This window comes from Frankia torreyi (assembly GCF_000948395.1).
GTDB classification, from domain to species: Bacteria; Actinomycetota; Actinomycetes; order Frankiales; family Frankiaceae; genus Frankia; species Frankia torreyi.
In genome coordinates this window covers 106,081-126,443 of sequence record NZ_JYFN01000005.1, presented here as the reverse complement: position 1 = coordinate 126,443, position 20,363 = coordinate 106,081, and the positions used below count along the sequence as shown (strand labels likewise).

At 74.2% G+C, this 20,363-nt stretch carries 12 protein-coding genes and 2 pseudogenes; 7 read left to right on the top strand and 7 right to left on the bottom strand.

The features are described 5' to 3' along the window. Positions 1–139 precede the first annotated feature (139 nt). From FF36_RS04965 to FF36_RS04950, 5 genes and pseudogenes are all read left to right on the top strand, one after another. Positions 140–1,408 (top strand): acetoin utilization protein AcuC, encoded by a 1,269-nt coding sequence (locus tag FF36_RS04965; protein ID WP_173667287.1) that lies wholly within the window; start codon positions 140–142, stop codon positions 1,406–1,408. Next, a complete protein-coding gene (locus FF36_RS04960) occupies positions 1,405–4,050 on the top strand; it encodes a bifunctional acetate--CoA ligase family protein/GNAT family N-acetyltransferase (RefSeq protein WP_044883767.1) in 2,646 nt (881 codons plus the stop codon). Before FF36_RS04965 ends, FF36_RS04960 begins: the two co-directional genes overlap by 4 nt. Continuing rightward, positions 4,047–5,326: pseudogene (locus FF36_RS40330) on the top strand (PAS domain-containing protein); the annotation flags it as partial. The gene FF36_RS04960 and the pseudogene FF36_RS40330, both read left to right, overlap by 4 nt. A gap of 1 nt (position 5,327) precedes the next feature. Beyond that, on the top strand, positions 5,328–8,117 hold a 2,790-nt coding region (locus FF36_RS04955; protein ID WP_242422300.1), incomplete at its 5' end, for a SpoIIE family protein phosphatase. Between the two features lie 94 nt (positions 8,118–8,211). Continuing rightward, positions 8,212–9,036 (top strand): ABC transporter ATP-binding protein, encoded by an 825-nt coding sequence (locus tag FF36_RS04950; RefSeq protein ID WP_044883766.1) that lies wholly within the window; start codon positions 8,212–8,214, stop codon positions 9,034–9,036. 402 nt (positions 9,037–9,438) lie between these two features. On the opposite strand, the gene FF36_RS31400 is transcribed toward FF36_RS04950, so the two are convergent. After that, the gene (locus tag FF36_RS31400) at positions 9,439–10,149 is read right to left on the bottom strand and encodes a hypothetical protein (protein ID WP_052680959.1); all 711 of its coding nucleotides are present in this window, start codon (positions 10,147–10,149) and stop codon (positions 9,439–9,441) included. A gap of 506 nt (positions 10,150–10,655) precedes the next feature. Between FF36_RS31400 and FF36_RS04935 the strand changes: the two genes are divergently transcribed. Next, a complete protein-coding gene (locus FF36_RS04935; RefSeq protein WP_011606763.1) occupies positions 10,656–10,997 on the top strand; it encodes a histone-like nucleoid-structuring protein Lsr2 in 342 nt (113 codons plus the stop codon). Positions 10,998–11,217: 220 nt separating this feature from the next. Here FF36_RS04935 and FF36_RS37140 read toward each other — a convergent pair. Then, a pseudogene (locus FF36_RS37140) lies at positions 11,218–11,521 on the bottom strand (M24 family metallopeptidase); the annotation flags it as partial. A 7-nt stretch (positions 11,522–11,528) separates the two neighbouring features. Beyond that, positions 11,529–12,621: aminopeptidase P family protein (locus FF36_RS04930; protein WP_242422298.1), on the bottom strand; the 1,093-nt coding region annotated here is incomplete at its 3' end. A gap of 1,175 nt (positions 12,622–13,796) precedes the next feature. Between FF36_RS04930 and FF36_RS04920 the strand changes: the two genes are divergently transcribed. Further along, positions 13,797–15,335, top strand: coding sequence for an LCP family protein (locus FF36_RS04920; RefSeq protein WP_044883763.1), 1,539 nt, complete (start codon positions 13,797–13,799; stop codon positions 15,333–15,335). On the opposite strand, the gene FF36_RS04915 is transcribed toward FF36_RS04920, so the two are convergent. From FF36_RS04915 to ppgK, 4 genes are all read right to left on the bottom strand, one after another. After that, positions 15,329–16,729, bottom strand: coding sequence for a YihY/virulence factor BrkB family protein (locus FF36_RS04915; protein WP_044883762.1), 1,401 nt, complete (start codon positions 16,727–16,729; stop codon positions 15,329–15,331). The two genes, FF36_RS04920 and FF36_RS04915, sit on opposite strands and share 7 nt — an antisense overlap. Before the next feature lie 229 nt (positions 16,730–16,958). Beyond that, positions 16,959–17,138, bottom strand: a 180-nt coding sequence (locus FF36_RS04910; protein ID WP_242422297.1) for a DUF7455 domain-containing protein, incomplete at its 3' end; no start/stop codon positions are given. A 159-nt stretch (positions 17,139–17,297) separates the two neighbouring features. Then, entirely contained in the window at positions 17,298–19,172 is a 1,875-nt protein-coding gene (gene sepH / locus FF36_RS04905; protein WP_044883760.1) for a septation protein SepH, read from the bottom strand. 247 nt (positions 19,173–19,419) lie between these two features. Further along, positions 19,420–20,289, bottom strand: coding sequence for a polyphosphate--glucose phosphotransferase (gene ppgK / locus FF36_RS04900; RefSeq protein WP_044883759.1), 870 nt, complete (start codon positions 20,287–20,289; stop codon positions 19,420–19,422). Positions 20,290–20,363: the final 74 nt, after the last annotated feature.

Below are 20,363 nucleotides of genomic sequence, written 5' to 3'. Positions count from 1 at the left end.
TTCCGTCTGCTGCCACGGGCACTGACCCTAGGGCATTTCGCGCGGATCTATGGTGAACCTCGATCCGCCGACGGTCGGTCGAGCTTGTCACCACCGCTACCGGCACAGGACCCGTTCGGGCTACCGTCGAGGGGTGACGGTGCCGGGCGGAACACAGCGGTCCGGCGGCACCCTGCCGCCGGCGGTCGAACCCACCATCCTGGCGTGGGATCCCGCCATGGCCGACTACGACTTCGGGCCGCAGCATCCGCTGCACCCCGTCCGGCTGGGCCTGACGATGGACCTCGCCGAGAGTCTGGGCGTGCTCGACGCGCCGGGGCTGCGGATCGCCACCCCGACCCTGGCTCCCGACGAACTGATCGAGCTTGTCCACGATCCCCTGTACCTGAACGCGGTCCGTGCCGCGCCCGACCCCACCCGGGCCCGGATGGCGGCCCTGTTCGGCCTCGGCACCGCCGACACCCCCGTCTTCCAGCGGATGCACGAGGCCGCCGCCCTGATCACCGGCGGCACGATCGAGGCCGCCCGGGCGGTGTGGGGGGGGCCGGCGCGCCACGCCGTGTCGATCGCCGGCGGTCTGCACCACGCGATGCCGGGGATGGCCAGCGGCTTCTGCATCTACAACGATCCCGCGATCGCGATCGCCTGGCTGCTCGCCGCCGGGGCGACCCGCATCGCCTACGTCGACGTGGACGTGCACCACGGCGACGGGGTGCAGACGGCGTTCTACGACGACCCGCGGGTGCTCACGATCTCGCTGCACCAGACCGGGCGGACGCTGTTCCCCGGCACCGGCTTCCCCGACGAGGTCGGCGCGCCGGGCGCCGCGGGCAGCGCTGTGAACGTCGCGCTGCCCGCGTTCACCGGTGACGCCGGCTGGCTGCGGGCCTTCTCCGGCGTCGTCCCGGTGCTGCTGCGGTCGTTCCGGCCGCAGGTGCTGGTGACCCAGCACGGCTGCGACACCCACGCCCTCGATCCGCTGGCCGATCTGGAGCTGTCGGTCGACGGGCAGCGGGCCTCCTACGAGGCGTTGCACGCGCTGTCCCACGAGCTGTGCGACGGCCGCTGGCTGGCCTGCGGCGGCGGCGGGTACGCGCTGGACGCGGTGGTGCCGCGGGCGTGGACGCAACTGCTGGCGGTCGCCGCCCACCACCCTCTCGAACCCGGCACCGCGTTGCCGGCGCAGTGGCGCGCCGAGGCCCCGCAACGGGTGCGGGCCGTCACCGGCCACGACTCCGTCGGAGCCACGGCGGGGATGCCCCGGACCCTCGGTGACGGGGTGAGCGTGCGTTACCGGCCCTGGGACGCCGGCGAGGGCGACCCCGACGACCCGCTGGACCGGGCGGTCGCCGCCACCCGGCGCGAGGTGCTGCCCCTGCACGGTCTCGACCCGACCGTGGACCGGTGAGCGCCGCGCCGCTGCCGCCCCCGGCCGGGGACGAGACGCCTCTGGCGTACCCGGCGGAGTGGGAGGCCGATGTCATCCTCACCGACGGCGGCACGGCCCACATCCGGCCGATCCTGCCGACCGACGGCCCGCTGCTGCGGGCGTTCTGGACCCGGCTGTCCCCCCAGTCGATCTACTTCCGCTTCTTCACCGCTCGCCGGGCGCTGAGCGACGCCGACATCCACCGGATGACCGTGGTGGACCAGCGGCTGCGCGGCGCCATCGTCGCCATGATCGGTGACGATCTCGTCGCCGTGGCGCACTGGGAGGGCACCGCGGCCCGGCCGACCGAGGCGGAGGTGGCCTTCCTGGTGGAGGACGCCCAGCAGGGTCGGGGCCTCGGCTCGGTGCTGCTGGAGCACCTCGCCGCCGCGGCCTGGGACCGCGGGATCCGTCGCTTCGACGCCGACGTGCTCGGCGAGAACCGGCAGATGATCCGCGTCTTCCTCGACGCCGGCTACACCGTCGCCCGGGCCTGGGACTCCGGCGCCGTCCGGCTGTCGTTCGAGATCACCCCTACCGAGCAGTCGGTGACGGTGATGCGCGCCCGCGAGCACCGCGCGGAGGCGGCCTCCATCGGCCGGCTGCTGCATCCCCGGTCGATCGCCGTCATCGGCGCCGGGCGGGCCGCGGGCTCCGTGGGCAACTCGGTGCTGCGCCACCTGCTCACCGGCGGCTTCGACGGGCCGGTCTACCCGGTGAACCCGGCCGCCGCGGCGGCCGGCACCGCGGTCGCCTCGATCCGCGCCTACGGCGGCATCGAGGAGGTGCCCCGCCCGATCGACCTGGCCGTCGTGTGCGTGCCGCCGGCCGAGGTGCCCGGGGTCGTCGCCGCGTGCGGGCGGGCCGGCGTGTGGGGGCTGGTCGTGCTCACCGACCAGCGTGACGATGCCGCCGACGCCGCCCTGGCCGCCGAGGCGCGGGCCGACGGCATGCGCGTCGTGGGCCCGGCCAGCATGGGCATCCAGAACCCGGCGGGGGGCCTGAACGCGTCGATGGTGCCCCAGATGCCGCCGGCCGGGCGGGTCGGCTGCTACTCGCAGTCCGGACCGTTCGGCGGGGCGATCCTGCAGGCGGCCGCCGCGCGGGGGGTCGGGCTGTCCGTGTTCGTCTCGGCGGGGGATCGGGCCGACGTCAGCGGCAACGACCTGCTCCAGTACTGGGAGGAGGACCCGGAGACCGACGCGGTGATCATGCACCTGGAGACGTTCGGCAACCCGCGCAAGTTCGCCCGGCTGGCGCGCCGTCTCGGCCGGCGCAAGCCGATCGTGACCGTGTACTCCGGCCGCTCGGCCCTCGACGACGCCCTGCTGCGGCAGGCCGGCGTGATCGGCGTGGACCGCATCTCGCAGGCTTTCGACGTGGCGCTGCTGCTCACCTCGCAGCCGCTGCCCGCGGGAAACCGGGTCGCGGTGATCGGCGACTCCCGGGCGCTGGTCCGGCTCACCGCGCACGCCGCCGACGCCGCCGGTCTGATCGTCGAGGAGGTCCTGCTGCCCGCGGGCAGCGGTTCGGCGGCGTTCACGGCCGCGCTGCTCGCCGCGGCGCAGCGGTCCGACGCACTCATCGTGACGCTGGCCCGCCTGCCGCCCTCGTCGCCGGGCCCGGTCGCCGCCGGGGCCGTCGAGGCGGCCGAGCGCATCACCGTGCCGATTCTGGCCTCTATGCAGGGCGTCGACCTGCCGGGCGAGCTCGCCGGCATCCCGGCCTACGCGTCACCGGAGGCCGCGGTGACCGCACTGCGTCGCGTCGTTGGCTACGCGCAGTGGCGGTCTCGCCCGACCGGTATCGAGCCGGTGACGGCCGTGCGGACCGACGAGGCCCGCGCGATCATCGCCGGCCTGGCCGGTCGGCTGCCCGAGGAGCGGGCCGCCGCGCTGTTGGACTGCTACGGCATCACGGTGCAGCCGGCGGAGCTCGTGACCTCGCCGCGGCGCGCCGTCGAGGCGGCTGCGCGGCTCGGCTACCCGGTGGCCGTCAAGGCCCGGTCCCGCCCGTACCGGCACCGGCCGGACCTGCGCGGGCAGCGCCTCGACCTGCCCGACGCGGCGGCGGTGCGGGCGGCCTGGACGTCGCTGCGCTCCCAGCTCGGGCCGGAGGTGCCGATCGTCGTGCAGCGGATGGCGCCGGTCGGCGTGTCGGTGGTCGTCGGGTCCGAGGAGCATCCGCAGTACGGCCCGCTGGTCTCCTTCGGCCTGTCGGGCCCGGCGACGGAGCTGCTCGGTGACCGCGCCCACCACATCCTGCCGCTGACCGACGTCGACGCCGCCCGGCTGGTCCGCTCGGTGCGGGCGGCGCCGCTGCTGCTCGGCTACCTCGGTTCGACTCCCGTCGACATCGCAGCGCTGGAGGATCTCGTGCTGCGCGTCGGCCGGCTCGCCGACGATATCCCCGAGGTGGTTCATCTCACTCTTGACCCGGTCATCGTGTCGACCGGGCGGGTCACCGTGCTGTCGGCGGAGGTCGTGACCGGCCCTTCCATGCCCAGGGCGGACGCCGGACCGCGGCGTTTCTGGACCCCGGCGCTGCCTGTAGTCGACCGACCTCCCGTCCGGGGCGGTTCGGCACAACATGGTCACACCGTCCACAATCGTCTCCCATGACGTCGCCGTACTCCGGGCAGCCGCCCGTCTGGCCCGCATCCGGCGCCTTTGGGGTGCCGCAGTCCGATTCCGGGGGGCCCATCGAGGCCATGGGTATCCCCGGGGTGAGGGCACCCGGGCAGGCGGAGCTGGTGCCGATGTACGGCCCGGAGCGGGGCGCGCAGCGGCCGCCGGAGTCGGGGGCGACGGGTCCCGCCGGAAGCGGTCCGGAAGACGCCGGGCCGATCTCGACCGGGCCGATCTCGACCGGGCCGGTCTCGGGGCCGATCATGCCGGGTCAGGTTCCCGGGCCGGGTCGGCCGGACGTGAGCGGCGGGGGTCGCTCGATCGACGGCACACCGACTGCCCCGCCGACCCGCGTGCCCGGCCCAGCTCTCGCGCCGGGCGCCCGCCCCGCGCCGGGCGGCGTCGCCGGCGGTTCCGGCGGCTCCGGCGGCGGGTCCACGCCTGGCCCTGGTGCCGTGGCGAGCCCTGGTTCGCTGGCAAGCCCCGCTTCGCTGGCGAGCCCTGGTTCGACGGCGGCCCCCGGCCCGAGCCTGGTGCCCGGCCAGGATCCCGAGAGCGGCGGGGGCCGAGACCTGCCCGTGCTGCCCGAGGGATGGCCACTGGTCCCGCGGGCCGATCCGCCGGTGGCCGGCACGGCGATGCCGCGCGACGTGATCGACGGGACCGGCCCGCGGCGAGGCCCCGAGGACGTCCCCCCGGAGCGCGGGCCGCTGAGCCTTGCCCGTGGCGGGCCACCGGCACCGGGTGGCGGTGGCAGCGGTGGTGGCAGCGGTGGTGGCAGCGGGGTGGATCCCGCGGTGGCGGCGTACGCGATGTTGGATGCCCTGTTCGCCCGGGCTCCGGTCGGACTCGCCCTGCTCGACCGGGCTGGCCGGTTCGTGCGCGTCAACGAGGCGCTCACCCGGTTGGACCGCCGGTCCGCCCGGGACCACCTGGGCCGCACCGTGTCCGAGGTGCTCGGTGACAGCGATGCCGAACTCGACGCTCTGCTGGCCCGGGTGCTGCGTACCGGCGAGGCCGTGGTGGACCTGGAGGTGGGGGTCGCGGGCCCGGCCGGAACACCGCTGATCTGGCTGGCGAGCTGGTTCCCGGTGAGCGATCCGCAGCTCGGTCCGGTGGGGGTGTCCTTCGTCGCGTTGGACGTCACCGGCCTGCAGATCGCCGATCGGGAGCGGCTGCGGGCGCAGGCGCGCTACCGCGGGCTCGCCGACGCCGCCGGCCTGGATGTGTTCCACGCGACGGCCGACGGCGCCCTCGACGTCGACCTGCCNGGCTGGCGTTCCGCCACCGGCCAGCAACCGGGGGCGTTGGCCGGTGGCGGCTGGCTGTCCGGGGTGCATCCGGATGACCGGGACCGGGTCGCGCGGCTGTGGCGGGGGGCGGTCGAACGCGGCGAGACCTTCGAGGCCGAATTCCGGATCTCCGCGCCGAGCGGCGTGGGCGCCGCCGAGCGTGTCGTCACCGCCCGGGTGCTGCCCGTGCCCGGACCTGCGGTGGATGCCGCCGGCGGTCAGGCCGCCGCCGGCACCGGTCCAGCGCGCGACGGGCGGCCGGCCGAGTGGCTCGGCGTGGTCCGCGACCTCACCGGGGAGCGGGCCGCCGAGGCGGCGCGGGCCGATGCCGATCAGCGGGCCGAGGCGGCCGTCGAACAGGCCGAGGCGGCCGCGCAACGGGCCGAGTCCGGCGGGCTGTTCTCCGTCGCGCTGGCCCGGGCCAGCACGGTCGACGAGGTCCTCGCGGCGATCCTCGACGTCGGCGGTCAGGCGGCGCGGGCGGCCGGGCGCGGGGTCGCGCTGGTCGACGACGGCCAGGAGGAGCTGCGGTTCGTCCGACCCGGCGAGGATCCGGCACAGCGGTCCGGCCGCTGGCCGGACGTGGCGCTGGGAGCGGTGCATCCGGTGGCCGAGGTGGTGCGGGGAGCCCGGCCCCTGTTCCTGGCCGACCGGGAGGAGCTGCTCGCTCGCTGGCCGGTGTCCGGTCTCGCCGACGCCACCGCGGCGGCGGGTGAGCAGGCGTGGGCCATGCTGCCGCTGGTCGCCCCCGACGGTTCGGCCTTCGGCGTGGTGACCTTCGCCTTCCCGGCGCCGCGGACCTTCACCGCCGCGGATCGGGCCTACCTCGGTGGCATCGCCGCGGCCGGCGCCCGCGCGCTGGAGCGGGCCAGGGCACACGAGCGGCTCGTGACCGAGGCGGCGGGGGCCCAGGCGGCGCTCACCGCGGCGGACGAGGAGCGCGAGGCCCGGCAGCGCGCCGACCGGCGGCTGCGCCTGCTGACCCGGGCCACGGAGATCGTGACCGCGGCCGAGGACCCCGAGCCGTCCTTGCGGGCCGTCGCGGAGCTGATCGTGGCGGAGATCGCGGACCTGTGCGCGGTCCACCTGGTCACGGCCCATCCGGCTCTCGCGCCCACCGCGGTTGCGGCGGCTGAGGGCGGCGCGCAGGTCACCGGGATCGAGCAGGACGGCGGTGGGCAGGTCACCGGGACCGAGCAGGACGGCGGTGGGCGAACGGGCGGGACGGCGCAGGCTCCGCGGCTGCGGCCGCTGATTGTCGCGGGTTCCGCCGCGACCGGCGCCGCGCCTTCGACCGGCGCCTGGATCGCGGCGCTCGCCTCGCCGGCGAACCCGATCACCCAGGTCGCGGCCCGTGGGATCGGGGAGGTCGTCAGCCACGCCGGGGACGGCTGGGAGCCGCCGTCCGACATCGCGCGCTGGATCCGTCAGGCCGGCGCCCACACGACGGCCGTGCTGCCCGTGGTGCGGGCCGGCCGGGTCGCGGCCGTGCTCAGCCTGACCGCCGTCGGTGACCGGGCCCCGTTCACCGAGGCCGACCTGGCCTTCCTGACCGAGCTCGCCGCGCGCGCCGGGGTCGCCCTGGAGCGCATCGACCGCGAGCACAGCGCGCACAGCGGCGCCGTGGAGCTGCACGAGGCCCTGCGCGGCGCGGCACCGGTGGTGCCCAAGGGATTGCAGGTGGCTTCCCGCTACCTGCCCGCCGGGGCCGAGGGGGACGCCGGCGGGGAATGGTTCGACGTGATCGATCTGGGGGCGGGCCGGGCCGCCCTGGTGATCGGCGGCGTCCGGGGTCGGGGGCTGCGCACGAGCGCCGTGATGGGGCAGCTACGCGCCGCCGCGCGCGCCTGCGCCCGCCTCGACCTGCCACCCGGCGAGGTGCTGGCGCTGCTCGACGGGGTCGTCGCGGACCTGCCGGGACGCGAGGTCGCGACCTGCATCTACGCGATCGCCGAGCTCGACACGGGCGTGTTGACGCTGGCCAGCGCCGGCCATCCGCCGCCCCTCGTGGTCGCCCCGGACGGGCTCGTCTCGCGGCTGTACATGGCGGTCGGCTCCCCGCTCGGCGATGTCCACCGGGATCCGTCGGGATACACCGACGCCACCGAGTACACCGTCCGCCTGGGCCGGGGCTACCTCATCGCCCTGTTCACCGAAGGCCTGGTCCGCGGGGGCGGCCGGGACGTCGATGCCGGCGTCTCGGATCTCGCGGCCGTCCTGGCCCGCACCAGCGAGGCACCCGACGACAACCTCGACGCGCTGGCGACCGCGGCCTGCGCGGGCCTTGGCCGCGACAACCAGCCGGCGCCCGCCGACGACGCCGTGGCGCTGCTGCTCGCCCGCCTGCCCGACGAACCGACCGCCGGACCGACGCTGCTCGACGTCACCGTCGACGGTCCGTCCGGGCTGCGCGCGGCGCGGGCACAGTGCCGGCTCGCGCTGGAGAACGCCGAGCTGCCGGTCGAGATCATCGACACCGTCGTCCTGGTTCTGTCCGAGCTGACGAGCAACGCCGTGCGTCACGGCCGGCCGCCGTTGTCCGTGCGACTGCGGCGGCTCGGTGACCGGGCTGTCGTCGAGGTCGCCGACGGCGGCGGCCGGCTGCCCCGGCGCCGGCACGCCTCGCCGGACGACGAGGCCGGGCGTGGGCTCGGCCTGGTTTCCCGGCTCGCCGTGCGGCACGGTTTCCGCCCGATCCCCGACGGCAAGGTGGTCTGGGCGGAGGTTGACCTGGTGGGGCCGGCCCCCGCCGATCCGGGCGCGTCGTGATCGGATCGCCCGGGCGGGCGGCGCAGGGCGGGTGTGGCGGGGTCGGGCTGTCCCGCCGCCGCCGGGCGGGCACGTCTCGCGTAACGTGAGCGGCATGCCGGACGCGGTGCTGCGGCTCGACAATGTCAATGTCGTGCGGGATGGGTCGTACCTTCTGCGAAATGTTGCCTGGGAGGTGTTTCCCGGTCAGCGATGGGTCGTCCTCGGCCCCAACGGTGCGGGAAAGACGACCCTCCTGCAGGTGGCCTCGGGCCGGCTGTTTCCGACCTCGGGCACGGTCGACCTGTTCGGTCACCGGCTGGGCACGGTGAACCTTCTCGAGCTGCGCTACCGGGTCGGCGTCGTCAGCCCGGCGCTGGTCGAGACGCCGCCCCCGGACGAGCGGGTGCTCGACGCGGTGGTCACCGCCGGCTGGTCGGTGCTCGGGCGCGGCGACGAGCCGTACGACGACGTCGACCTCGCCCGCGCCGCCGGCCTGCTGGCCCAGTTCGGCTGCCGGGAGCTGCGGGACCGGCGCTTCGGGACGCTGTCCGAGGGCGAACGCAAGCGGGTGCTGATCGCCCGGTCGCTCATGAGCGACCCGGAACTGCTCCTGCTCGACGAGCCCGCCTCCGGGCTTGACCTCGGGGCCCGAGAGGCACTGCTGCGCCGGCTGACCCGCTTCGCCGCCGACCCCTCGGCGCCCGTCAGCGTCCTCGTCAGCCACCACGTCGAGGAGATCCCGGTGGGCGTCACCCATGCCCTGCTGGTGCGCGGCGGCCAGGTGCGGGCCGCGGGTCCGGCGGCTGAGGTGCTCACCGCGCCCAGGCTGTCCGACTGCTTCGGGATTCCCCTCGACGTCAGCGTCACGGCCGGGCGCTACGCCGCCCGCCTGGCCGCCGGCCCGCCGCCGCGGCGACCGGTGTCCGTCGGCGTCTGAGCCTGCGTCCCGCCCGGTGCCGCCTCGCCCGGCCCCGGCCGGGCGTCCGCACGGCGCGTCTCAGGGACCGCCTGGCGGATCAGGACGAGCCGGGCGTCCGCAGCCGGCGCCGCGCCCGAGGACCGCCGCTCGGGCGATCCTCGCGGGCCTCCGGCCGGGTTTCCCGGGCGATGCGTGGTCGACGCGGCGCGGACTGGTGCGCCAGGGCGACGCGAGGCCCTCAGAAGGCGTCAGACCCGCGCTGGCACCACGGTCGGGTCTTTTTCTCCCATAGCACCCTTCCGGCCCCGCACGCGCGTTGGGAGCCCCGGAAGGGGTATGCCGGACGGGCCGACCCGGAAGCGGCCGGGCGGTGAGCCCGGTGGGCGGAGCCGGGTGCAGCCGAGAACCGCGCGGGCGCGCTTACCGCCGAAGCCGGTCCCGCAGCCAGCCGGCGCCACGCACCTCGCCGCCGAGGGCGCGGACGCGGGCGGTGAGCCCGCGATCCGAAGTGATCACGATGACGCCGGGGCCGGCGTCGCGGGCGGCGTCGACGATCGCGTCATCGCCGTTCCCGGGCGCGTGGACGACGGCGAGTGAGGGTGCGGCGCTGTCGTCGTTCGTCGCGTCCGATCGGTCGGCGCCGTTCCCGGAATTGCCGTCGCCGTCGCCGTCGCCAGGCGAGCGGCGGCCCTTCCTCGCGTAGCTGTCACCGTTCTCGGCCGAGTGGTCGCCCTTCCCCGTAGACCGATCGCCCTTCCCGCGTGGCCGGCCGGTGTTCCCGGCCGGCTGGTAGCTGTTCCCGGCCCGCCGGTCCGTGTTCCCGCTCGGCTGATCCGTGTTCCCGCTCGGCTGGTCCGTGCTTCCGCGTGACTGGACATGGTCATCGTCGGGAGCCAGGGACTTCGCCGGAGTCGGCTCGACGACCACCGCGGCGGCGGGAACCCCGGCCCGGGCCGCCCCTTCCAGAACGACCACGATCCCCGTCGGCCATTCCGCTGACCCGGGCGATCCGACGTGCCCGTCGGACCCGGCGATCCAGGCCGAAATATCGGCGAGCAGGCGCCGGGCCGCGCCCGGACGGTCGCGCCACCAGCCGTCGGCCCGGGACCCAATGACGTTGGCACCGTCCACCACCCACGTCCGTGGGTACTCGTCCGTGCGCCGAGCCATAGGGTCGGCGCCGGAATCAGGCGTACTCATCCGCCGCCACGATCGCCTTTGGCATTCGTACCGGTCGGTTCCGCTCGCGGCGCCAGCACCCCAAAGCACCCACCGGCTGATGCCTGCCGATTGCCCGGCAATCGTCCGGGGAGTCGGTAGACGAACACGATCGGTGTCCCAAGGTCGGCGGACATGGTCGCCGCCCGGCCGACGGCGGCCCAACTGTCCGCTTGCGGCCGGCGTTTCGGCTCGGAAGGTGTGATTCGCAGAACATGATCGCCCCTATCATGCCGAGCTTGGCCACCGTCTTTGGGTTCCGCACTCCGACAGCCTCACCAGCGTGCCTAGACCGGTGTCTTCGTGTTCGGCGGCCCCAAGTCTGCGAGTCCGTCGAACCAGGCGTGACAGTTCCCGGTGTTCTCGTGGTAATACTAGACGCGTGAGTTCTGCGGTCCGCTGACCTGAAGGAGTGTGGCATGGCCCAGAAGACCATCGTCTCGTTGATTGACGATCTCAGTGGAGAAGAGGCCGACGAGACTGTCCGCTTCGGACTCGACGGTGCGCAGTATGAGATCGACCTGTCGGAGAAGAACGCGACGAAGTTGCGTGAGTCGCTGGCCCCGTTCGTGACTGCGGCCCGCCGTTCCGGCGGCCGTGCGGCGGGCAGCCGCCGTGGCGTGCGTACCGCTTCGCGGCGTACCGGCGGAACCGACCGCACCGCCGACATTCGCGAGTGGGCGCGCAGCAACGGATACACGGTGAGTGACCGTGGCCGTATCGCCTCCAACATCGTCGAGGCGTACGACAAGGCCCACTGATCCTGGTCTTGACGACTTTTCCGGGTCGAGACTCGAAGCGGTGGACCCCGTAGTACCCGCCGTGCCCGCGGTATTCGGCCGTGGGCCGCAGGCCCCGGCGCCCAAAGACCTGCTGATCAGGTTTTGCCAGGGCAGGTTCCTGCCACACCGGCCTGGCCGGTGTGGCAGGAACGTTTGACCTCCGAGCCGACGCGCGCTGTCGTCGGCTCTGTTCGTTGCGTCAGTTCGGCAGATGCCGGCCCATCCAGTTTTCGACGTCTTCCGAGGTTCGCGGAAGCCCGGCGGACATGTTCCGCCTTCCCTCGCCGGTGACCAGGATGTCATCTTCTATCCGGACCCCGATGCCGCGCAGCTCGGGCGGAACGGTGAGGTCGTCGGGCTGGAAGTACAGGCCCGGTTCCACCGTCAGCACCATCCCCGGCTCCAGTGCCGCATCCCGGTAGGTCTCGTCCCGCGCCTGGGCGCAGTCGTGCACGTCCAGCCCGAGCATGTGCGACGTGGCGTGCAACGTGTATCGGCGGTGGNTCCCCNCGCCCGGTGCGTGGGGATCCTCCGACAGCGATGCCTGGGCCCCATCCGGCAGCAGCCCCCAGTCCGCCAGCGCGGTGGCGATGACCTGCATCGCCGCTCGGTGTGGAGCCAGGAACGAGGCTCCCGGGCGGACCGCGTCGATGCCGGCCTGCTGCGCGCGGAGAACCACGTCGTATACCTGGCGCTGCAGGTCCGTGAAACGGCCGGTGATCGGCAGCGTGCGGGTGACGTCGGCGGTGTAGAGCGACCTCCCCTCCACCCCCATGTCCAGCAGGGCCAGCTCACCGGCGCGCACCGGTCCGTCGTCGCGCACCCAGTGCAGGGTGGTTGCATGGTGCCCGCAGGCGACGATGGAGCCGTAGCCGACGTCGTTGCCGTCGACGCGAGCGCGCCGCCAGAAGGTGCCCTCCAACCAGCGTTCCCCGTTGGGCAGCTCCATCGCGCGGCCGATTTCCCCCACGCACTCGGTGAAGCCTCGCGCCGTCGCCGCGACCGCCTCGTCCAACCGGGCGATCTCGAAGTCGTCCTTGACCAGCCGCAGCTCGGAAAGGGCCTGCGCGAGGACCACATCGCGGTCGTCGCCCGATCTGTCGTCGGACCACCGCAGCACCGAGCGGTCGACCAGTGGATCGATTCCCCGCAGCGTCCTGGTGTTTCCCGGCGCCAGTCGGGCCAGCGCGCCCCGCAGATCGGTCAGCGGCCGGCACTCGATCTCCAGGGCGGCGGCTGTCTCGCGAACCCCCGGCCGGGGACCGACCCAGAGTTCCCCGTATCGGCGGTCGGTGTAGAACGCCGAGCTCGACCGGTCCGAGCGGCCGGCGACATACAGCGTGGCATCGTGCTCACCGGCCGCGTTGGGTAGCAGAACCAGCACCGCATCGGGTTCATGACAGCCTGTCAACCAGAAGAAGTCACTTCCCGGACGGAACGGAAAATCCGTGTCGTTTGCCCGTACCCGCAGGCCGCCGCTGGGCACCACGAGGGCATCGGTCGGGAACCGTGAGCCCAACAAGGCGCGGCGTTTCGCGGTGTAGGGTGCACAGTCATCGCGGGATGGCACAGCGTCGTCAATGGGCGCCCAGCCGGTTGCCATAAACCGCCGGAACGCCGCGTGTGGTTCCTCATCGTGGTTGGCCTGGCCGGGTTCGCGGCCGGAAGGCGCCGTCGGTTCGACCGTCGACTCGCCGGTCCCGGCGGTCGCGGGCTCCGAATCCGACTCCGCGCCAGCGGAATCCGTCGTCGCCCCGGGTACATCGATGCGGGGGCGGACAACGTCCGCTTCGCCGGCTGTGCTGACGTTCTGGTCACGCTCCGCCGGGGCTCCCTCGGGTACCCCCGTGCCGGCCGGTGGAGGTGTGCTTTGGTGGGACTGGGCACTCATACCGTTAACGGTAGGCCGGGTCGCGCTCCGGCGGGTAGTGCTGAACCGGTCCGCCGTCCATCGAGACCGCAGCGGACATCTCGCCGGGGTCGGAGCCGGATTTTCGGTACGCCGATCGTCCGGATGATGTGAGCCGATCCGGATGGCGCCCGACCCGATCCGTCGCTCGGCGATCGGGTACTCGTGCGCGCCGTCATCCGTTCGCCGGGGTCGAGGGTCTGTGCCGGCTGCGTCCGGCAACTTCGGAAGGTTACCCAAGGGCTGGCCTTCCCGCTTCGAACGGGTTAACGCGGGCAAGCAATCGGTTGTGCGAGATCCGCCAAATCCGCCGTTACGTAACTTTCTGTCGCTGCCCGTTGACGGGGGTCCCGGACCCCGGGTAAGGGCCCGGGGCGGTGCGCCCGAGGGAGGTTCGGTCCGGGTGCGGACGTCATCGGTCACCGCAATCCCGGCCCGATATCCGCGTGTTCATCCGCCTCCTGCGGCAGGGATCGGGCGGCTCCCGGTGAGCCGGGACATCCGAGTCGACGCGGGTGACTCCACCAGGGTGCTGTAAGTGACCTCACATCCGGCCGATGTCGGCATTTTCGGCCCGATCGTCGATGCGGGTCCGCAATTGCGGTCGACGGCCGCGTCCACGGATTGTGAGTCGGGACCGCGTGCAGCGTGCTGGTCGGACCCGCGGTCGCCGGCGTGCCGGGTCGCCCATCCGACAGCCGCCGAGGACGCCGAGGGTGCCCCACGGCACGGGATCGGTGAGAGGCTGTCCCGGAGTGTTCCGTTCGTCGGCTCGCGGCGCACCGCCGGGACCGGCGGCAACGCGTCGATCGCGGCGCCGGCCGGCGCGGGAGATCTGCTCCCGGTGGATGAGGGAGGGGGAGGCGGCCATGACCTGGCCTCCGGAGCGGCCGGAACGGCACGGGCCGCCCGCGGGACGCCGCGCGGGGGAGGGCGGCGGCCGGCGACGTGATGCCCCCCGACGTGATGCCCCCCGGCCCGCCGCTGAGGAGAACTGGCCCGCGGGGCAGTGGCCGCGCCGCGACGCCGGGTCGCCTCCGCCCGCGGTGGACCGCCCGGCTCGTCCACGGGCCCAGCCGGGCGCCGGCGGCGGTTCCCGCGATCCCTACGGCGATCCCCGTTCGGGCCGTGATCCCCACGCCGGGCGTGATCCCCAGGCTGGTCGCGCCGCGCCGCCCGGCGGCCGTCGGGTTGCCGCTGCGCCCGGCCCGACCCGGCCGGACCTGCCGGAAACCGGCGAACCCGCGCCGCGCCACAGCTCGATCCGCCGCGGCGTCACCGCCGTCGCGGCGGTGCTCGCCGCGGTCGTGCTCGTTCTGGCCACCAGCGGCTGGGCCGTGCTGCGACACTACGACGGCCGGGTCCGACACACCCCCCTGACCTTCTCCGCCGGCGTGGACCGGCCGGCGTCCGCCGCCGGCGGCACCCAGAACATCCTGCTGGTCGGATCCGACACCCGGGCGGGGACCAACGGCGAGTTCGGGGTGGCCGAGGGGCAGCGGTCAGACACCACGATCCTCGCCCATCTCGACGGCAACGGTTCGACGACCCTGATCTCCTTCCCCCGCGACCTGTGGGTGCGGATCCCGGCCTACACCGACGCGCGGGGCGCCCAGCACGCGGCCCAGCGTTCCAAGCTGAACTCGGCCTTCTCCTACGGCGGCCCGTCCCTGCTGGTCGCGACCATCGAGGGCCTCACCGGGATCCGCGTCGACCACTACGTGCAGATCGACTTCGTCGGCTTCCAGGGGATGACCGACGCCCTGGGCGGGGTCACCGTCTGCATCAGGGAGCTGCCGGCCGAGCTGAGGGCGCGCGGCTTCGACAACCTGCATGACCACTACTCGGGGTTCTCCGGCCAGGTGGGGGAGAACCGGCTGAACGGCGCGCAGGCCCTGGCCTTCGTCCGCCAGCGGTACGGCCTACCGGAGAGCGACATCGACCGGATCCGCCGCCAGCAGCAGTTCCTGGGGGTCGTCTTCCAACGGATCGCCTCCACCGACACGCTGCTCAATCCGGCGAAGCTGATCGATGTGGTCGACGCCGCGACCTCGGCGATCACCCTCGATGACGGCACCTCCCTGGCCGATCTGCGCCTGCTGGCGGTCCGCATGCAGTCGATCGGTTCCGGTGGGGTCGCGTTCGCCACCGTGCCGGCCGCGGCCGGTCAACGCGCCGGGCAGAGCGTGCTGGTGCCCGATTCCGACCAGCTCGGTGCCTTCCTGAAGCCCTTCGGCGGTCGCGCCGCCGGGGTGAGTCCGGCGGGCGCGTTGCCCGCCGGTCCGGCCACCACCGCGGCCGTCCCGGTGTCCTGGTCCCGGCCGGCTGTGGCCGTGGGCGACGGAGCGCCGGTCAGCGCACAGTCGACTCCGGCCGCCGCCCCGGCGGGCGTCTCCTGCACCTACTGAGCAGGCCCTCGCCACAGCGGGGTCGTCGGCGTGGTGGGGCCGTCGTCGACGGCGCAACGCTCGAACGAGACGCCGCCGCCGGGGCCGGGCGGATCGGCCTCCCTGACGACCGGGCACGGGCCGTCACCGGTCGGCGAGCCGCCGCCGGCGGACTGACCGCCGGCGGAACGCGGATGCTCCGTGGAAGCCGGGCCGCCGACAGCAGCCGGGCCGCCGACAGCAGCCGGGCCGCCGGCAGCAGGCGGGTTGCCGGCGGGAGGCGGGCTGTCTGGGAAAGGCGGACTGTCGGCGGCGGGCGGACTGTCGGTGGGAGGTGAGGTGTCGCCGGTGGTGGGCCCGCCGTCCCGCCTCCTCCTGCGCTGGGAGGACTGCTCGTCCAGCGCCGCGTTGAGCTCGGCGCCCAGCAGTACCGCCAGAGCGGTGATGTAGAAGAACAACAGCGCCGCCACCGGCGCTCCCAGCGAGCCGTAGACCAGCTCGTGGCTGAACACGATCTCCAGGTACAGCCGCAGCACGTCGCTGCCGACCAGCCAGCACACCAGCGCCAGGGTGGCCCCGGGAAGCGCCCGCCACCAGGGCCTGCGCACCGGTAGGGAGAGGTGGTACAGCGAGGTCAGCATCGACAGCGCGACCAGCCCGACGACCGGCCAGAACAGCAGGGTCAGCAGATGGTCGACCGACGGGTGCTGGTCGGCGTCGAGAATCCGGGAGATCAGCCCAGGTCCCAAGATCAGCGCCGGCAGGATGATCACGCCGCTGGCGACCTGGGCGAGGAACAGCCCCAGCGCCACCAGTCGGCTACGCACCGCGGAGCGCTGGTCGCGCTGGCCGTAGGCGATGGTGATGGTGTTGACGAAGGTTGCCATCGCCGTCGAACCGGTCCACAACGACAGCACGAAGCCGATGGAGATCACATCCGGCCGACCGCGAGAGAGGATCTCGTCCACGGTGGGCCGCACCGCGTCGTCGACCACCGACTCGGTCAGCAGGTCACCGGCTCCGCGCAGGATGCTGTCCCGGATGCTGCTGAGGGCGTCCCCGCCGATGGCGTCGGCGACATAGCCGAGCGCACCGAGCAGGGACAGCAGCAACGGCGGCAGGGACAGCAACTGCCAGAATCCCGCCTCCGCCGCCAGGCCCAGCACCCGGTGGCGCCAGGCGTTGGCGAGCGTCGTGCGGGCCAGGCGCAGCGGCCCCCGGGGGACCCGGCGCTGCTGGCGGTCAAGACGGCGGAACATCGCGCTGCGCCGCACCTTCGCCTGGGCCACCGTGCGACGCTCCCGGGCGTGCGCCACCAGTTCCGGGTTGGCCTCGAGGACGACCCGGCGAAGCAGCACCGACCAGCGGCCCCGCGCCGGGCTGCGAGCCACGAGGGTGGACGCCTCCTTCCCCATGGCGGACACGGCCCCACCGTATGGCCTGGTGGAGTGCCTGGAGGTCAACGGCGCCCACACGGTGTCGGGGTAGATCCCCTGATTGGGGGAGGGGGCGGGGAAACGCTCGGTCTGACGTCACCGTGCCCGCTCTCCACCGTGACTGGGAGCAGCGAAAGGGGCACGCCACGTGGTCGTGGCATGCCCCTTTAATACCTGAGCGTAGGACTCAGGACACGCTGAGCTTGTNGGTCTCGTCGTGGTATTCGACGGCCATCTCACGCAGCTTGGAGTCGTGCGACTTGGCATGATGGCGGCAGAAAAGGAGATCCCCGCCGCCAGGCAGCACCACCCGCACGTATGCCTGGGCACCGCACCGGTCGCAACGATCGAGGTTGGTCAGCGTCGGCTTCGTGGTAGTCCCTGTCACATCTACTCCAACTGTGTTAGGCGGTCAGACGTTCCTGCTGACCATGTGACGGTTTACTCACAGCCGGCTCTCGTGGCGTCATTGCATCCAGAGCGGCGTGGTGTCCGCGGAGCTTCGGACCCGCGGACGGTTACTCGCCCCCGGCGAGCTACGGCCTGATCAGGGCCGTCGGGCGCCGAAGACGATGTCGTCCCATGCTGGCACTGACTTGCGTCCACGTCGACCGCCTGCGGGACGTTCCCCCCCACGGGTGCCGTTGTTCTGGCGGCTTCGTGACGCAGCGGGTGCACTCGACTTCTCTGCGGTCGACTCGTCGGTACCCTCCGTCGTCGAATCCTCCGGATCGGTAGAAGACGGCTCACCCTTGGCCGCTGGCGCCGACGCGCCTCGGCGTTGCCTGGCGGCGGTGGCGGGGGCTCCTTCCGCCGCGCTCGGGACCGCGGGGGAGCTCACCGCGGGTGTCTGGGCCGACTCCTCGGTGGGGGTGGCGGAGGCGCCGCCATCCGCGGATGGCGCTGCGGCGGCGGCATCGTCGGCCTGCCCCGGACGCCGGTCCGGGGGGGTGGCGACCGGCCTGGCCGGGCGGGTGGGTGCCCCGGCGGCGGCGCTCGGGCCGGCGGCCGCGGCGGGCGTCACGCCGGATCCGGCCGGCGACGTGGCGGAAGTCACGGCCGGCGCGCCGGCCTGGGCGACGGCGGCCCGGGGGGTTCCTCCCGTTCGTCCGGATCCGGCTGCGGCCGGTGCGCCCGGTCGGGACGACCGGGCGGCCGGGGCGGCGCGACCGGTGGCGGCTGCCGGCGGCGCGGCGGCGGTCCTGGTGCCGCCCGGCTCGGGGGCGACCCGGCGGCCGGTCCCGCGCGGCAGCGAGCCGACCCGGGTCGCCGCCGTCCGCCGCGGCGTCTGCGGCTCGGGGCGGCGCGCACCAGCCTCCTCGGCGGGCAGGGAAAGGTCAGGAGCCTCACCGGCCGCCTCGCCCCCCGCCGGGGCGGCCCAGGATTCGGCCGGCTCCGGCTCGGGCCGGGTCACCGGGCGGGTCGTGGCGGAGTAGTCGGCGGCCGGCTCGTCACGGCCGGCGGCAGGGCCCGGCTCCGGCACGGCGCGGAACGTCTCGGTCCGGGCCGGCTCGTCCCAGTGCTCCCGGGGCGCCGGCTGCCAGCGGCCGTCGGCACGTGCCGACGGGTGCCGCATCGTGGCGGCGGCCGGCGGCACGGCCGCGGGACGCTGCGGAGGCGTCCCGCCGCCACCGGACGGACGATCCTCGGCGGGGTAGGCGGCCGCCGGGGCGGCGGGAAAGGCGGTGGGCTGGACATGGGGCCGGACCATGGGCTCCTGCGGCGCCGCCGGGGGCGGGGCGGCGGCGACCGTCGGCTGGGCTGGCGTGGCGGGCAGCCCCTGGTCGGACACGAGCGTCAGCGCCGGACCCGCGGCCCGCAGCACGGGCGGCGCGGGCGGCGGCGGTGGGGGCTGCTCGGCGCTTTCCGGGGCGACCAGCGCCCGGGCGGCGTCGTCGTGGGGGCGGACCCGGCGCACGACCGGATCCCACGTCCAGCGGGCGCAGCGGCTGTCCGAGGTGAGCTGAACGAGCCAGATTCCGTCGACGCGGCGCCAGGCGTCCCACTGAGCGGCGGCGGGATTGTCCTGGGCGACGATCAGCCGGGCGTCGACGACCTCGCCGAGCGGCCGCCCGGGCACCCCGCCGGGGTCCTTGGGCAGCAGCGCCGCCCGGGCCTCCTGCACGACGCGGGCGCGCTCGGCCAGCACGGGACCCTCGTAACGCTCCACCCGCTCCACGGGTATGCCGGCGGCTCTGGCGACCTCCGCGGCGGTCTCCCCGGCGCGCAGCCGGGCCTGGATCTCCCGCGGGGTCAGCGCGCTTTCGGTGCGCACCTCGCTGCGGCGCATCCCGCGCAGGGCAGCCCGGAGCCGGTCGTCCACCGGCACTCGGAACTGCTCACCGTCGGTCCTGCCGCCTGCGTCCGCGAGCACGAGGTAGCCGCCGTCCTCGCTGAGTGCGACCGCCCTCAGCTCACGCATGGCGCCTCCTGTTCACTCGAAGCCGTACCGTGCCCGGGTCGGCATGCCGCGGCGCACATCTCGCCGGTCGGCCGACGAGCCTGCGAGCAGATCGGCATGACGCACCTGAACCCGCCTTCGGCCTGTGCGTCCCGGTAGGTGACACCCTGCCATCGATGCGGCCGGCTGGTGGGCTGACGGCGGACGACACGCACAGTCTGACCGAGTCGGGCCTGTCCGTCCGGGCCCGGGAGCCGGCCGGATGATCCTACGGCCGGCGGCCGCCGGGCGGGCGGGTCGCCGGTCCCCGCCGCCGCGTCGGGCGGGCCGACGGGCGCGGGCGGCTCTGATCGGCCAGGCCGGACAGCGCGGCGCCGACGATGCCCGCCTCGTTCTGTAGCTGTGCCGGTACCACTCGGGTGCGCAGGTCGAGCTGGTCGAGGAACTTGTCGGTCTTCTTGCTGACCCCGCCGCCGATGATGATCAGATCGGGCCAGAGCAGTGCCTCGAGCGTGTTGAGGTACCGGGTCACCCGCTTGGCCCACTTCTCCCACGACAGGTCCTCCCGCTCGCGGGCCGCGTCGGAGGCCTTCGTCTCCGCGTCGTGTCCCTGGATCTCCAGGTGCCCGAGCTCGGTGTTCGGGATGAGCTGCCCGTGCAGGAACAGAGCGGTCCCGATGCCGGTGCCGAACGTCGTCATGATGACCAGTCCGGCGGTGTCGCGGCCCGCCCCGAAGGCCATCTCCGCGATCCCGGCCGCGTCCGCGTCGTTCACCGTGGTGATGTCCGCCGCAGTGGCGGATCCGGGCGGCTGCGCCGGCACCGAGGTGGCATCCCCGTCGGTTCGGCCGAGGACGCCGGCGAGCAGGCCGACGATGTCGGTGCCGATCCAGGACGACGCGATGTTCGCCGCCGTCAGCGCCACGCCGTTCTTGACCACCGACGGCAGGGCGACACCCACCGGACCGGACCAGCCGAAGTGGCCGACGACCTCGGCGATGGTCGCCGCGACGGCGGCGGGCTCGGCGGGCTGTGGGGTCGGGATCCGCAACCGGGGCGCGGCCAGCGTGCCGTCCTCGATGTTGACCGGAGCGCCCTTGATCCCGCTTCCTCCGACGTCAACTCCGAAGACCTGCATTGCCCAGCCCCTCCCCGCGCCGAAAGTTCCCGCCTGTGGCGCCGGCGTCGCCGGCCCCGCGGTCGCGTGCGCGG